Annotated in this window: 12 protein-coding genes; 4 read left to right on the forward strand and 8 right to left on the reverse strand. The window is 72.5% G+C overall.

Features of this window, described 5'->3' with window-relative positions; translation table 11 throughout:
- The first annotated feature begins 62 nt into the window (after positions 1-62).
- A complete protein-coding gene (gene hemE, locus OH735_RS29400) occupies positions 63-1,136 on the forward strand; it encodes a uroporphyrinogen decarboxylase (protein WP_406384658.1) in 1,074 nt (357 codons plus the stop codon).
- 31 nt (positions 1,137-1,167) lie between these two features.
- On the opposite strand, the gene OH735_RS29405 is transcribed toward hemE, so the two are convergent.
- Together OH735_RS29405 and OH735_RS29410 are read right to left on the reverse strand one after the other, a co-directional pair.
- Positions 1,168-2,556, reverse strand: a complete 1,389-nt coding sequence (locus OH735_RS29405; RefSeq protein WP_406384659.1) for an FAD-dependent oxidoreductase — start codon at positions 2,554-2,556, stop codon at positions 1,168-1,170.
- A gap of 37 nt (positions 2,557-2,593) precedes the next feature.
- Positions 2,594-3,589, reverse strand: a complete 996-nt coding sequence (locus OH735_RS29410) for a DUF4349 domain-containing protein (RefSeq protein ID WP_406384660.1) — start codon at positions 3,587-3,589, stop codon at positions 2,594-2,596.
- Positions 3,590-3,716: 127 nt separating this feature from the next.
- On the opposite strand from OH735_RS29410, the gene hemG reads away from it, so the two are divergent.
- Together hemG and hemQ are read left to right on the forward strand one after the other, a co-directional pair.
- Positions 3,717-5,204 carry a protoporphyrinogen oxidase gene (gene hemG, locus OH735_RS29415; RefSeq protein WP_406384661.1) on the forward strand — a complete coding sequence of 496 codons (1,488 nt, stop codon included), beginning with the start codon at positions 3,717-3,719 and terminating at the stop codon, positions 5,202-5,204.
- 4 nt (positions 5,205-5,208) lie between these two features.
- Positions 5,209-5,937 (forward strand): hydrogen peroxide-dependent heme synthase, encoded by a 729-nt coding sequence (gene hemQ, locus OH735_RS29420; RefSeq protein WP_406384662.1) that lies wholly within the window; start codon positions 5,209-5,211, stop codon positions 5,935-5,937.
- A gap of 197 nt (positions 5,938-6,134) precedes the next feature.
- On the opposite strand, the gene OH735_RS29425 is transcribed toward hemQ, so the two are convergent.
- The 4 genes from OH735_RS29425 to OH735_RS29440 all read right to left on the reverse strand — a co-directional run bounded on the left by OH735_RS29425 (position 6,135) and on the right by OH735_RS29440 (position 10,426).
- The gene (locus OH735_RS29425; protein ID WP_406384663.1) at positions 6,135-6,938 is read right to left on the reverse strand and encodes a TIGR04222 domain-containing membrane protein; all 804 of its coding nucleotides are present in this window, start codon (positions 6,936-6,938) and stop codon (positions 6,135-6,137) included.
- Positions 6,939-7,042: 104 nt separating this feature from the next.
- Complete coding sequence (locus OH735_RS29430; RefSeq protein ID WP_406384664.1) at positions 7,043-8,107, reverse strand: TIGR04222 domain-containing membrane protein; 1,065 nt, start codon at positions 8,105-8,107, stop codon at positions 7,043-7,045.
- Between the two features lie 16 nt (positions 8,108-8,123).
- Positions 8,124-9,473 (reverse strand): DUF692 domain-containing protein, encoded by a 1,350-nt coding sequence (locus OH735_RS29435; protein ID WP_406384665.1) that lies wholly within the window; start codon positions 9,471-9,473, stop codon positions 8,124-8,126.
- A 194-nt stretch (positions 9,474-9,667) separates the two neighbouring features.
- On the reverse strand, positions 9,668-10,426 hold the full coding sequence (locus tag OH735_RS29440; RefSeq protein ID WP_406384666.1) for a peptidyl-tRNA hydrolase: 759 nt from the start codon (positions 10,424-10,426) through the stop codon (positions 9,668-9,670).
- 72 nt (positions 10,427-10,498) lie between these two features.
- Between OH735_RS29440 and OH735_RS29445 the strand changes: the two genes are divergently transcribed.
- Positions 10,499-11,176 (forward strand): AIM24 family protein, encoded by a 678-nt coding sequence (locus OH735_RS29445; RefSeq protein WP_406384667.1) that lies wholly within the window; start codon positions 10,499-10,501, stop codon positions 11,174-11,176.
- 178 nt (positions 11,177-11,354) lie between these two features.
- Here OH735_RS29445 and OH735_RS29450 read toward each other — a convergent pair whose 3' ends face one another.
- Both OH735_RS29450 and OH735_RS29455 read right to left on the reverse strand, forming a co-directional pair.
- Positions 11,355-12,734 (reverse strand): alkaline phosphatase PhoX, encoded by a 1,380-nt coding sequence (locus tag OH735_RS29450; RefSeq protein WP_406384669.1) that lies wholly within the window; start codon positions 12,732-12,734, stop codon positions 11,355-11,357.
- A 148-nt stretch (positions 12,735-12,882) separates the two neighbouring features.
- A complete protein-coding gene (locus OH735_RS29455) occupies positions 12,883-13,308 on the reverse strand; it encodes an OsmC family protein (RefSeq protein WP_384448485.1) in 426 nt (141 codons plus the stop codon).
- Between the last annotated feature and the right edge of the window lie 18 nt (positions 13,309-13,326).

Consider the following 13,326-nt stretch of genomic DNA (forward strand, 5'->3'; position numbering starts at 1 on the left):
CGCGCAGGGAGGGACACCCGGGCGGGTCCGGCTGCTTGAGGCTTCATGCGAAGATTCTGTGTGTGAGTGCCAACGACCGCCCCTTGGGCCAGCAGACGAAGACCTCCGCCACCCATGAGTCGGCGTTCCTGAAGGCATGCCGCCGTGAGCCGGTGCCGCACACGCCGGTCTGGTTCATGCGCCAGGCAGGGCGTTCGCTGCCCGAGTACCTGAAGGTCCGCGAGGGCATCCCGATGCTCGACTCCTGCATGATGCCGGAGCTGGTCGCCGAGATCACGATGCAGCCTGTACGGCGCCACAAGGTGGACGCCGCGATCTACTTCAGCGACATCGTCGTCCCGCTCAAGGCCATCGGGATCGACCTCGACATCAAGCCCGGCATCGGCCCCGTCATCGCCGACCCGATCCGCACCCGCGCCGACCTGGCCCGGCTGCGCGACCTCACGCCCGAGGACGTCCACTACGTCACCGAGGCCATCGGCCTGCTCACCGCCGAACTGGGCGCCACCCCCCTCATCGGCTTCGCGGGCGCACCCTTCACCCTCGCGAGCTACCTCGTGGAGGGCGGCCCGTCCCGCAACCACGAGCACACCAAGGCCATGATGTACGGCGACCCGCAGCTCTGGGCCGACCTGCTCGACCGGCTCGCCGAGATCACCGGTGCCTTCCTCAAGGTCCAGATCGAGGCCGGCGCCTCGGCCGTCCAGCTCTTCGACTCCTGGGTGGGCGCGCTGACCCCCGCCGACTACCGGCGTTCGGCGCTGCCCGCCTCGGCGAAGGTCTTCGAGGCCGTCGCCTCGTACGGGGTCCCGCGCATCCACTTCGGTGTCGGCACGGGCGAACTCCTCGGCCTGATGGGCGAGGCGGGCGCGGATGTCGTCGGCGTCGACTGGCGGGTTCCGCTGGACGAGGCCGCGCGGCGGGTCGGCCCCGGCAAGGCGCTCCAGGGCAACCTCGACCCCGCGGTGCTGTTCGCGCCGACGTCGGTGGTGGAGGAGAAGGCCCAGGAGGTGCTGGACGCGGCCGCCGGCCTGGAGGGTCACGTCTTCAACCTGGGCCACGGCGTGATGCCGTCGATGGACCCGGACGCCCTGACGCGGCTCGTGGAGTACGTGCACGAGCGGACCGCGCGCTGAGCCGAGGGACCAGGGACCGGGCACCGCGTACTCAGGCGGTGCCCGCCCGCCGCAGTGCCGTCACCGTCTTGCGGGCCGCCACCAGGACCGGGTCCCAGACCGGTGAGAACGGCGGCGCGTAGCCGAGGTCCAGGGCGGTCATCTGGTCCACGGTCATCCCGGCCGTGAGCGCCACGGCCGCGACGTCCACGCGCTTGGCCGCCCCCTCCCGGCCCACGATCTGCACACCGAGCAGCCGCCCCGTGCGGTACTCCGCGAGCATCTTCACCGTCATGGGCTGCGCCCCCGGGTAGTAGCCCGCCCGGCCCGTCGACTCGATCGTCGCCGTGACGAACCGCAGGCCCACCGAGCGGGCGTCCTTCTCGCGCAGCCCGGTGCGGGCGATCTCCAGATCGCACACCTTGCTCACCGCCGTGCCGACCACCCCCGGGAACGTTCCGTAGCCGCCCGCCACGTTGGACCCGATGACCTGGCCGTGCTTGTTGGCATGGGTACCCAGCGCGATGTGACGGGTGCGGCCCGCCACCAGGTCGAGGACCTCGACGCAGTCGCCGCCCGCCCAGATGGTGCCGTGCCCGACGACCCGCATCGACAGATCCGTGAGCAGCCCGCCGTGCGGGCCCAGCGGAAGGCCGACGGCCCGCGCCAGCGTCGTCTCCGGTTCCACACCGATGCCCAGCACCACCACGTCCGCCGGGTAGGAGGTGTCGCCCGTGGCGACCGCGCGGACCCGGCCGTCCGAGCCGGTGCGGATCGCGGTGACCTCGGCCCGGTTGACCGTGGTGATGCCCAGGCCGTCCATCGCGTCGTGGACCAGCCGCCCCATGTCGGGGTCGAGCGTCGCCATCGGCTGCTCGCCGCGGTTGAGCACGGTCACCTCGAAGCCGTGCTTCAGCATCGCCTCCGCCATCTCGACGCCGATGTAGCCCGCGCCGACGACGACCGCCCGCCTGCGTCCCGGCGCCACCCGGTCCAGCGAATCCAGCAGGGCCTGCCCGTCGTCCAGCGTCTGCACCCCGTGCACCCCGGGCGCGTCCATGCCGGGCAGCGCCGGACGCACCGGCCGGGCCCCGGTCGCGATCACCAGCTTGTCGAAGCCCGTCCAGTACGTCTCACCGCTCTCCCGGTCCAGGGCCCGCACCCGCTGCCCGGCGACATCGATCTCCGTGACCTCGGTGCGCATCCGCAGTTCGATGTCGCGGGCCCGGTGCTCCTTGGGCGTACGGGCGATGAGGTTGTCGCGCTCCGCGACGTCGCCGCCGACCCAGTACGGGATGCCGCAGGCGGAGTACGAGGTGAAATGGCCCCGCTCGAAGGCGACGATGCTCAGCTCGTCGGGGCCTTTGAGCCTGCGGGCCTGGGACGCGGCGGACATGCCCGCCGCGTCACCTCCGATGACCACCAGTCGCTCCGCCGTCATGCCTGGTCCCTTCGACACCGAGTCCGAAGGGACCACGCTACGACGCCGGGGGCGTGGAGGAGGGGCCCGACGGCTCGGGCGACGACGACGGCGACGACGGCGTACGGCGTCCGCGCAGCCAACCCCGCAGCAGCCGCCCCAGCAGCAGGAGCACGGCGACCGCGGCCAGGAACGGGGCCGCCGCGCCCACCGCCATCGCGAGCCACCGCAGCACCGTGACGAACGCGTGCCAGCCGCCGCCCAGCGCGTCCAGGAATCCGGGGTCGTCGTCACCGCCGTCCTTCGCCGTCGTCTCCGGCTCGGAGAGGTCGAGGGTGATCGTGGCCAGCGTGGTGCGGTCCTTCAGCGACGACTGCTGGGCGAGCAGTGACTCCAACGACGCCTGACGGCTGCTCAGTTCACCTTCCAGTGTGACCACGTCGGTGAGCTTCTCGGCCCGGTCCATCAGCTTCCGCACCCGCGCCACACTCGCCCGCTGGGTGGCGATCCGGCTCTCCACGTCGACCACCTGGTCGGTGACGTCCTTTGCGGACGTCGTGCGCGACAGCAGCTTCCCGGCGCCCGCGAGCTCCCGCAGTACCGCGTCGTACTCGGCCTGCGGAACGCGCAGCACGATATGTGACATCTCACGTGTGTCGTCCACCCGCTCGGTCGCCTCGCGGGCCACCAGACCACCCGCGCTCTCCGCGGCCGAGCGCGCGGCCGCGGCGGCCCTCGGCACGCTCTTCACCTCCACGGAGAGCGTGGCGGTACGGATGACATGGGTGCCGGCGGGCAGGGCGTCGGGCTTCTTCCGCTCCGCCGACGAACCGCCGGCCTCCTGCGGATCCTGTGCCGTCTTTCCGGCCGCGGCGTCCGCGGCGCCCCGCTCGTCCGCGGAGATCGCCTTCTTGCTGTCCCCGGAACTCGAGTCGCTCGCACTGTCGCCGGCGCCGCAGCCGCTCAGTGCAAGGAGGCCGGCCAGCAGCCCGGCGGCCAGGATCGTGCGCGAACGACGGACGGATGAACGGCCAGGATGCCGGTCTGTCTGCATAACTGCTCCCCCGAGGTGGGTGGTTGATGGTGCCGGTTCGACGTACGGGGCAGGGCAACGGGTTGCCCGATTCCGGTTTCGAAGCGGTCACGTTCGGGACTCGGATGAGGTTTGAGAGAGTGGGGGCATGCAGCGTTCAATCAACCGCGCAGACACAGACCCGGGTCATGTCGTCGTCATCGGCGGTGGCATCGCCGGTCTCGCCGCCGCCCACCGGCTCCTCGGGGCCGGGCTGAGGGTGACCCTCCTGGAGGCCACCGACCGGCTCGGCGGCAAGCTCATGACCGGTGAGATCGCGGGCACCCGGGTCGATCTCGGCGCCGAGTCGATGCTCGCCCGGCGCCCGGAAGCGGTCGCCCTGGCACGCGCCGTCGGGCTCGGCGACCGCCTCCAGCCGCCCGCCACCGCCACCGCGTCGCTCTGGACGCGCGACGCCCTGCGCCCCATGCCCAAGGGCCATGTGATGGGCGTGCCGGGCGACCCGGCGGCGCTCGGCGGAGTTCTCTCCCCGCAGGGCCTCGCCCGCATCGCTCAGGAGCGCGACCTCACCCCGACCGCCGTCGGCGACGATGTCGCGGTCGGCGCGTACGTCGCGGACCGGCTGGGCCGCGAGGTCGTCGACCGGCTCGTGGAACCGCTGCTCGGCGGCGTGTACGCGGGCGACGCCTACCGGATCTCGATGCGCGCCGCCGTACCGCAGCTCTTCGAGGTGGTGCGCGAGGGCGGCTCGCTGCTCGACGGCGTCCGGCGCATCCAGGAGCGGGCCGCGGCCCGGCAGCAGACCGGCCCGGTCTTCCAGGGCATCGACGGCGGCATCGGCACCCTCCCGTACGCGGTCGCCGACGCCGTGCGCGCGGCGGGCGGGGAGATCCTGACCGCCACCCCCGTGCTGGGCCTGACCCGTACCACCGACGGCTGGAACGTCCGCACCGACGCCCGGGTGATCACCGCCGACGGCATCGTGCTGGCCGCCCCCGCCTGGTCCGCCGCCACCCTGCTCGCCGCCGAGTCCCCGGCCGCCTCCGCCGAACTCGCCGGTGTCGAGTACGCGTCGATGGCCCTCGTCACCATGGCGTTCCGCCGCTCCGACGTGGCCGCGACCGGCGCACTCGACGGGCGCTCCGGCTTCCTCGTACCGCCGGTGGACGGCCGCACCATCAAGGCATCCACCTTCTCCACCCACAAGTGGAACTGGGTCGCCGACTCCGCCCCCGACCTGTTCGTCCTGCGCACCTCCGTCGGCCGGTACGGCGAGGAGGACCACCTGCACCGCGAGGACACCGAGCTGGTCGACGTATCGCTGCGCGACCTTGCGGCGGCGACCGGACTGGCCGCCAGGCCCGTGGACACCGAGGTCACCCGGTGGATCGGCGGACTGCCCCAGTACCCCGTGGGACACTTTGCCCGGGTCGCCCGGATCCGCGACGAGGTCGCCAAGCTGCCCGGCCTGCGGGTCTGCGGAGCGGTCTACGACGGCGTCGGCATCCCGGCGTGCGTCGCGAGCGCCCACCGGGCCGCGGACGAGATCGCCCGCGACCTCGCGGGCGCGTCCGGGGAAGAGATCATCGCCACGTCGACCCTGGTTCAGGGCACAGGGAGCGAGGCGGGACAATAGCCGTATGAGTGCGCCTGAGACTGTGAAATCAAGCAAGGGCCCCAACGCGGGTAAGAAGGCCAAGGACCTCAATGAGGTCGTCCGCTACACGCTGTGGTCCGTCTTCAAGCTGCGGGATGTCCTGCCCGTGGACCGTGCCGGTTACGCCGACGAGGTCCAGGAGCTGTTCGACCAGCTCGCGGCGAAGGACATCACCGTTCGCGGCACCTACGACCTGTCCGCCCTGCGTGCCGACGCCGACATCATGATCTGGTGGCACGCCGAGACCGCGGACGAGCTGCAGGAGGCGTACAACCTCTTCCGGCGCACCAAGCTGGGCCTGGCACTGGAGCCCGTCTGGTCGAACATGGCGCTGCACCGCCCCGCCGAGTTCAACAAGTCGCACATCCCGGCGTTCCTGGCCGACGAGACGCCGCGCAACTACGTCAGCGTCTACCCCTTCGTGCGCTCCTACGACTGGTACCTGCTGCCGGACGAGGACCGCCGCCGCATGCTCGCGGACCACGGCAAGATGGCCCGCGGCTACCCCGACGTCCGGGCCAACACCGTCGCCTCCTTCTCGCTCGGCGACTACGAGTGGATCCTCGCCTTCGAGGCCGACGAGCTGCACCGCATCGTCGACCTGATGCGCCACCTGCGGGCCTCCGAGGCACGGATGCATGTCCGCGAGGAAGTCCCGTTCTACACGGGCCGCAGGAAGTCGCTCGCGGACCTGGTGGCCGGGCTCGCGTAGCGAGCGGGCTCCGACCACCCCAACCCGGAAGATCAGACGGCGGGCACCCGGCGCGTTCTCGCGCCGCCCGTCGTTCCAGCGACACCGGGTTCGGCTCCCGGTGCGGCGCGCCTTCCGCGCGCCGCACCGGCGTTTTTTCGCTGCGCATCGCCCCGGGACCAGGTACGCATCCCCTCCAGACCAGCGGACGGGGAGTGCTACCGGCCCACGCGGCCCGGACCGCCCTTGAGCGCGGCCCGCAGCGCCGGGTCGGTCACGGCGCGCGCCCCCCGTACGGCGATCGCCGCCAGGATGTCGTGGTCCGCGTCCGCCGCCGGGACCCGGTGCGCGGCGAGCAGCCGCTGCCCGGCCGGTGAGGCCCAGGCGCCGCTGTACGGATGGGCCTCCATCCGGGCTATGGCCAGACAGCCCAGGGTCAGCACGAGCGGCAGCCCGAACCAGACCAGCAGGGACACCACCGGGCCCCCGAGGCCGCTCTCCTGACCGGGTATCAACAGGGTCGCGGCACCCGTCACGGCCACCAGCAGAGCCGCGCCGCGCACCGCGCGGACCGCTGCGGCCACCCCGTCCCCGGCGCCGCCGGGCACGGCGAGGCCCGCGGTGACGAGCCGGTCGGCGAGGGCGCGCACCGGGTCGGCGGCGGCCGCGGCCGCCCGTACCGGCCCAATCGGCGACTGGCCCGCCGGCCCGATGGCCCGTATCACCGTGCGCTCCATCTCGTCCTGGCCCTCCGGGTCCACGACCGTCGCCCATCCGGTGTGCGCGAGCAGCAGGCGCCGCCGCAGATGCATGGTGACCAGCGCCAGATCGACCACCCGGTGCGGACCGCCGGACAGGAACGCGGTCTCGTACAGGGTCAGTTCATGACGGTCCGGCACCCTCCGTACGGCATCCGAGGACGCCTCGGACAGCAGCCCCGCGCGGGCCGCGACGAGACAGAGCCGGACGCACGAGACGGCCGCCGCACCCCATGCGACCAGTAGCAACAGAACCCAGAGCATGACGGATTCCTATGCGAGGCGGGCCGGGGAACGCCATGGTCTGTTCACCATCCGGACGGTTCGGCAGCCCGGGCCCGGGCCCAGGCACGGGACGCCGCCGTCGCTCAGGAACTGCTGCTGCCGCAACTGGATCCGCCCCCGCAACTGGACCCGCCCCCACAACTGGAACCGCCGCCGCTGGAGCAACTGGATCCGCTCGACCCGCCGCAGCCGGAACCCGAGCCGCAACTGGACCCCGAGCCGCAGCTCGACCCCGCACCGCATCCGCCGCCCCCTCCGCCGCCGCTGCTGCCGCCGCCGTTGGAACTTCCGTAACTGCCACTGCCGGGGCTCGTACCGGCGCACCACACCGCCGGTGCGAGGAGCAGGGCGGCGGAGTCCGGGGACGAGCCGGAGATCCGGTTCGCTGTGCGCCCGGCCGGATGCATCCGGGCCGCCGCGATCAACTGCGCCCGCAGCACGGGATCGGGCAGGGCCCGCAGTCCGTGCATCGCCACCAGACGGGCCGGCCGCGGGTCGTACGCATGCGCGGTGCGGTACGCCTCGGCTGCCCGCCGCCCCGCCCCGGTGACACGCCCCCGGGCGACACCGCCGCAGATGAAGCCGGTCAGGCAGCCGATCACCAGGGCCGGGAAGACCTGGAGAGCGAACGGAACCGAGGAGAACAGGCCGGACGAGTCGTCGGCCATGACCTGTATCACCGTCACCAGGGCGGAGACCGGTACGGCCAGCAGGCAGCCCAGGCCCTGAATGATGCTCCAGCGCCGCCACAACCGGCTCGTGGCCGGCGAGGCCAGCAGACCGCGGGCCGCGAGCCCGTCGCCGATCTCCTGCACCGCGGGATGCCGCATCACCGCCTCGCGCAGGGTGTGCAGCGCCCCGCTGGGGGCCATGGCGTGTTCCTGGAGCACCGCGCGTTCCACCGGATCACGGGCGTCCGCGTGCTGGACGGCGACGATGCCGGGACCGCCGACGGCGAGCCGCCCGTCCGTCTGCATCGCGGTGAGCGCGGTGTCCACCACCCTGCCCGGACCGCCGTTCAGGAAGGCGGCCTCGAAGAGGTCGTGGACGGAGCTCGCGGCGCTGCGGCGGGAGCGCGCGAGCCCAACGATCAGGAGGACCGAGGAGACCACCACGCCGAGATCCACCAGCACCGCGAGGGCGGTCATGCCGCGCATCGTCCGGTCACCTGCCGATCAGGGCCGCGTGGGCCGCTCGTACCAGCCGGGTGGAGCGGCGCGGCGGCCGGGCGCCCGCCCGATCCTGCCACCAGTGGGTCAGCCGGCGCCGTGCCGCGTCGTCGGCGGGTTGGCCGGCGATCAGCAGCCCCTCGACGAAGTCCAGTGCGTCGCGCCGGTATCCGGCGGACATGGGGTGGTTCCTGGCGTACGCGAGGAAGGCGTCCCGGTAGTCGGCGCCGAGGATCTCCGGCAGCTCCGGCGCCACCTTGGCGACGACCCCGGCCCGTTTGGCCGCCAGGGCACGGCTCTGGATCCCGAGCCGGCGGCGGTCGAAGCCGTGCGGCGTGGGGGCGCCCGCGACGAGGGCGGAGAGCAGCGCGGTCTGGGCGACGGCGACCCGGTCACGCACGGAGCCCGGGGACGCGGGGTTCGAGGCGGGCCGGGGGCGCGGGACGGGCTCCGCGCCGGGCGCGGACGAGCCGGCGCCCGGGACGGGCCGTGCGGCGTGCGCCCGCGCGCCCGTGCCCAGGGCGGCCGCCCGGTCCAGCGTGGCGCGGATCGTGGTCAGTTCGCCCGCCAGTTCCCCGGCCGGCGGGAAGTCGTCGTCCCGTTCCAGGAGGACGCCGGGCGGGTCGACCCGGGAGCGGAGTTCGGCGAGGACGTCGAGCACGGGCCCGGTGACCGGGTGGGCGTGGGTGTCGTGCCAGACACCGTCCTTCTCGACGCCGCCCGCCACATGCACGTACGCGATGGCCTCCACCGGCAGCTCGTCGAGCGCGGCGGCCGGATCCTCGTCCCGGTTGACGTGGTTGGTGTGCAGGTTGGCGACATCGATCAGCAGCCGGACCCCCGTGCGTGCGACCAGCTCCGCGAGGAACTGGCCCTCGGTCAGTTCCTCGTCGGGCCAGGAGATCAGCGCCGCGATGTTCTCCAGCGCCAGCGGCACCGGCAGCGAGTCCTGCGCGATCCGTACGTTCTCGCACAGCACGTCCAGCGCGTCCCAGGTGCGGGGCACGGGCAGCAGATGGCCCGCCTCCAGCCCCGGCGACGCGGTGCGCGACCCCCCGGCCCGTACGAACGCGATGTGCTCGGTGACCAGCGGGGCGGCGAGCAGCTCGGCGCGGGCCGCGAGATCCGCGAGCCGCCCCGCGTCGGGGCGCTCGGCCCCACCGAGACCGAGCGAGACGCCGTGCGGGACGACGGTGACACCGCGCTCCCTGAGCCGCACCAGCGAATCGGGCAGATGGCCGGCGCAGATGTTCTCCGCGACCGCCTCCACCCAGTCGATCCCCGGCAGCGCCTCGACGGCGTCCGCGATCTCCGGCCGCCAGCCGATACCGATCCCCAGCTCCATGCCGCCCCCTTCTCCGCTCCGGTCCGTGCTGTGCAGGGCTCATGGCCCCGGCGAGCGTTGGTCAACCCGAAGACGGGGACGTTCAGAGGTTGATTTGAGGTTCCCGCGTACGGGGAATCCGGAGCGCCGCCGCCGTTGGCGGCGAGTACCGGAGCGCTGCCGTGGCCGTCGGCGGGCCGGGCCCCGCTCGCCGCTCAGCCGCGCAGCGCGGGATGGTCGGCGACCACCGTGCAGGACCCCGGTGCGATCTCGGTGAACCCGGCGTCCCGCACCACCGGAAGCCCGCTCACCGTGAGTTCCCGCCAGCGGCCCGCCTCCGGAGCGGCGACAAAGAGCGGGAAGCCGGCCTCGCGCCACGCCTTGCGCTCCGTGTCCGAGAGCTCCCACCAGGCGAGCTGCGCACCGTGCCCGGCCTGCGCCATCGCCTTGCCCGCCGACATGTCCAGCTCCGGGTTCAGCCACAGCACCGGGCCCGCGAGATCGGGCGCGGCCGGCGGCTCGGGGTCGTCCAGATCCGTCCCCGAGACCTGGAGCTTCGCCAGCTCCTTCGGCCAGCCGTCCAGGGGCACCGGCGGGAAGACCCGCACCTCGGCGTTCTCGCCCGTGACCGTGATGCCGGGCAGCGCGCACGCCTTGCGCCACTCCGCGCCGCGCGCCCGCCGCACCACCTTGCGGATCCGGGCGTCCTGCCAGTCCCGCATCGCCCGCGCCCACTCGCCCTCGCCGGCCGAGCGCTCGTCGGAGAGGATCACGAGCACCGCGCGGGCGGCGGTCCGCAGGGCGTCGGTCCGGGCCGGGGGAGCCGCCTTCTCGATGTGCACGACCAGCGGCAGCACGTACTGCGGCGCCTCGTCGCGGCTCGTGCGCCCGGACCTGAACGGGCTGTCCGCCGCGGGGGCGCGGGACGTCTCCGGCTGTCCGGACCGGGATACGGGGGTGTCGTTTTCGCTCACCCGTCCCAGTCTGCCAGCCGCCCGGGAGACCCTTCTTGGCGGAATGAATCGCTCCGGGTGAGGATGCACCGCATGAAGAGCGATCTCTTTTCCAGCGAGAACATGGCGCAGCAGGCAACAGCCCCCGGGATGACCCTGCAGAACGCCAAGTCCATCAAATACGCTGTCAACGGCGAGATGCACGCCCGGCAGGGATCGATGATCGCCTTCCGCGGTGATCTGCAGTTCGAGCGCAAGGGCCAGGGTCTCGGCGGCATGCTCAAGCGCGCCGTCACCGGCGAGGGGCTGGCGCTGATGGCGGTCCGCGGCCAGGGCGAGGCGTGGTTCGCGCACGAGGCCGCCAACTGCTTCATCGTGGACATGGAGCAGGGCGACGTCCTCACCGTCAACGGCCGCAACGTGCTCTGTTTCGACCCCACGCTCTCCTACGAGATCAAGACCGTGAAGGGCGCCGGGATGACCGGCGGCGGGCTCTTCAACAGCGTCTTCACCGGGTACGGCAAGCTCGGCCTGATGTGTGAGGGCCACCCCATAGTGATACCCGTCACGCCCCATCAGCCGGTGTGCGTCGACACGGACGCGGTGGTCGGCTGGAGCGCCGGCCTGAACACATCGCTGCACCGCTCGCAGAGCTTCGGCTCGATGATCCGCGGCGGCTCCGGGGAGGCCGTCCAACTGCGGCTGGACGGGGAAGGGTTCGTGATCGTACGGCCCAGCGAGGTCAAGCCCGAGAAGGCGTCGGCCAACTGAACCTGCGCGGGGCGGGCCGCCTCCCGTACCGTCGCCGCCGCGGAGGGGTTGCCGCGCGTCCACCTCGCGTCGCTGCTCGCCGCGGGCGGCGGCGCTCCGGCCGGAGGCAGACGAACACACCGCCACCCCCGACCGGCCCAGCGTCTCAGCGCCTCAGCGCAACGAGTCCGTCAGTGCGTCAGCGCCACGGACCCGTCACCGCGAACGTGGTCCCCGGCGTATAGCAGTTGACGAACATCGTCCCGCCGTCCGGAGCGAACGTGACCCCGGCGAACTCGCCCCACGAGGGGTCCTCGGGCGTCCCGATGTTCTGCCGGCCCCGCGCCATCGCGTACACCTCGCCGCCCCGCGTCACGCCGAACACATGCTGCGCGCCGTCACCGTCCTCGCACACCATCAGCCCCCCGTCGGCGGCCAGGCAGATGTTGTCGGGGGACTCGCCGGGCAGTTGGACGTCCGCATCGGGGCCGAAGACGATCACCAGCGTGAGGCGGCGCCGCTTCGGCTCGTACCGCCACACCTGGCCGTAGTGATCGGCCGCCGAACCCTGCGAGCTGTGCGCGAAGCTGGAGACGAAGTAGACCGACGACCCGCCCCAGTAGCAGCCCTCCAGCTTCTGCGCGTGGGTGATGCCCTTCGGGCCGAAGTCCTGGAACCGGATCGGGGTCCCGGTGGCCAGCGGATCCGGTACGGGGACCCACTCGACGCCCTCGAAGCTCGTACCGGTCTCCTGGATCGCGGAGAGGTCGGGGACACCCGGCACCCGCATGGCCTCCAGATGGCCGCCGGCCCGCAGCGAACCCGTCCCGCCGAGCGGCTTGTTCGGCAGGAAGCGGTAGAAGAGCCCGAACGGCTTGTCGAAGGCGTCCTCCGTCTCGTAGACGATCCCGTTCTTCGGATCGATCGCTATCGCCTCGTGCTGGAAGCGGCCCATCGCGGTGAGCGGCACGGCCCCGGTGCGGTGCGGATCGGCGCCGTCCACCTCGAAGATGAAGCCGTGGTCCTTGGTGTAGCCGTTGGTACCGGCCTTGTCCTCGGTCTCCTCGCAGGTCAGCCAGGTGTTCCAAGGGGTGGGGCCACCCGCGCAGTTCACCGCCGTACCGGCGATGGCGACGCGTTCGCCGAGGACGTTGTTGCGGCCGTCCAGCTCCAGAGCCGTACAGCCGCCCTTGCCCATGGGGTCGTAGGTGAGGCCCTCGACGACCGGCACCGGAATCCTGCCGGTGGCGCGGTTCTCGTGGTTGCGGACGAGAGTGACGTGGCCGTGCCGGCCTGCGAAGGCGGCCATGCCGTCGTGGTTGCTGGGGACCTGGCCCTCGCCGGAGCGGAGCGGGGCGCCCTCCCGGGACAGGACCCGGTAGCGGAAGCCCTTCGGGAGGTCGAGCAGACCGTCGGGGTCGGGCACGAGCGGGCCGTAGCCGCTGTGCCCGCGGGCGGCGGCGGTACCCGCGAAGAGTTCGGAGAACGCCCCGGCGAAGGCGATCGAGGCAACGGCCGCGCCGCTGCCGGCCAGGACCTGTCGTCGTGTTGCGCGTTGTTGTGACAGTGCTGATGACATGAGGCAACTCCCTGCTGGCGGACAGGAGATGTGACCCGCATGTGTGTACCACGCGGATCGCCGCGCGGGAACCATGCGGGTCACTGAGCCTCATGCGCGTCACGGGCCGGAAGGTACCCGTGAGGTACCCGTGAGGGCCCTGTCGGAGTCAGGCCAGGGACGCGGTGAGCGTGATCGTCGTGCCCGTGAGCGCCTGGCTGACCGGGCAGTTCGCCTTGGCGTCCTCGGCGGCCTTGAGGAAGCCCGCCTCGTCGAGACCCGGCACCTCGCCCTGGACGGTGAGGTGAATACCGGTGATGCCGGTACCGGGCTGGAAGGTGACCTCGGCCTTGGTGTTCAGCCGGGTCGGCGGGGTACCGGCGGTGGCCAGGCCGTTGGACAGCGCCATCGAGAAGCAGCTGGAGTGGGCCGCCGCGATGAGCTCCTCGGGACTGGTCTTTCCGTTCGCCTTCTCCGCGCGGGACGGCCAGGAGACGTCGTAGTCGCCGATGCCGGAGGAGTCGAAGGTGACGACGCCCTTGCCCTCGATCAGGTTGCCTTCCCAGACCGTGTGCGCCTGACGCGTGGTAGCCATGGTGGATCCCTTCAAACA

This window comes from Streptomyces sp. NBC_01618 (genome assembly GCF_045209435.1).
In the GTDB taxonomy this organism is placed as follows: Bacteria; Actinomycetota; Actinomycetes; order Streptomycetales; family Streptomycetaceae; genus Streptomyces.

Bases quoted from the DNA above. Each gene is read 5' to 3' on its own strand.
- OH735_RS29405 (WP_406384659.1), bottom strand. From the start codon at position 2,556: ATGACGGCGGAGCGACTGGTGGTCATCGGAGGTGACGCGGCGGGCATG.
- OH735_RS29425 (WP_406384663.1), bottom strand. From the start codon at position 6,938: ATGCTCTGGGTTCTGTTGCTACTGGTCGCATGGGGTGCGGCGGCCGTC.
- hemG (WP_406384661.1), top strand. From the start codon at position 3,717: ATGCAGCGTTCAATCAACCGCGCAGACACAGACCCGGGTCATGTCGTC.
- OH735_RS29450 (WP_406384669.1), bottom strand. From the start codon at position 12,734: ATGTCATCAGCACTGTCACAACAACGCGCAACACGACGACAGGTCCTG.
- OH735_RS29455 (WP_384448485.1), bottom strand. From the start codon at position 13,308: ATGGCTACCACGCGTCAGGCGCACACGGTCTGGGAAGGCAACCTGATC.
- OH735_RS29435 (WP_406384665.1), bottom strand. From the start codon at position 9,473: ATGGAGCTGGGGATCGGTATCGGCTGGCGGCCGGAGATCGCGGACGCC.
- OH735_RS29430 (WP_406384664.1), bottom strand. From the start codon at position 8,107: ATGACCGCCCTCGCGGTGCTGGTGGATCTCGGCGTGGTGGTCTCCTCG.
- hemQ (WP_406384662.1), top strand. From the start codon at position 5,209: ATGAGTGCGCCTGAGACTGTGAAATCAAGCAAGGGCCCCAACGCGGGT.
- OH735_RS29410 (WP_406384660.1), bottom strand. From the start codon at position 3,589: ATGCAGACAGACCGGCATCCTGGCCGTTCATCCGTCCGTCGTTCGCGC.
- OH735_RS29445 (WP_406384667.1), top strand. From the start codon at position 10,499: ATGAAGAGCGATCTCTTTTCCAGCGAGAACATGGCGCAGCAGGCAACA.